Source organism: Streptacidiphilus neutrinimicus, assembly GCF_000787815.1.
GTDB classification, from domain to species: domain Bacteria; phylum Actinomycetota; class Actinomycetes; order Streptomycetales; family Streptomycetaceae; genus Streptacidiphilus; species Streptacidiphilus neutrinimicus.
On record NZ_BBPO01000113.1, the window covers coordinates 16,189 to 16,871 of the forward strand.

Genomic DNA, 683 nt, shown 5'->3' on the forward strand with positions numbered 1-683 from the left:
CACCACACCCGCCACGTAGCAGCCCACCGCTGGCCGGGCAGTCCCCCGCGGCGGGTGGGAGCGAACAGAAGCGTTTCCTCTCGCCGGTGATGGTGGGCGGGGCGAAGGTGACGAACTCGACGCCGCGGGCCGGGTCGTCCAGGCCGGCGCAGCGGCAGAACTCCGCCAGACCCTCACGCCCGTGCGCCTTCCCAACATCTCGGCGAGGTTGTCCACCCGCCGGTGGGATCCCGCCGTGGATTGCCAGTTCCCGCCCTTCGTGGCCCACCCGGACGGTCCGCGACTGGCCCTGGCGTCTTCGGGTCCCCTCCCATGAGCCGTGGCGTTAGGAGCCTTTCCAGCGTCAGCGCTGACGATCGGCGTTGGACACTGTCGTGTGATCGGGTAGTGGCGCCGGGGTTTCGATGTCCGCTGTTCGGCGCAGTTGACGGCGGATTCGTCTGTCCAGGGGGTACCGGCCTGGCACCACCCTTCAGTAGGAGCCGTTGCGGCGGAGACACGGATCGGTGTGCGCGCAGGACTCGGTTTGCGAGTCCTATCAGCCGGCTGAGCGGGCAGCCGGAATCAGCGGCCAGGGGACGGTGCGGTATGCCAGGCCTCGACGAACACCTGCTCTGTTACCTTGCGGGCGGCACCGTCGTCCCCGGAGGGGGCGAGGGCCGCGCCTCCTCGCCCCCGGCACC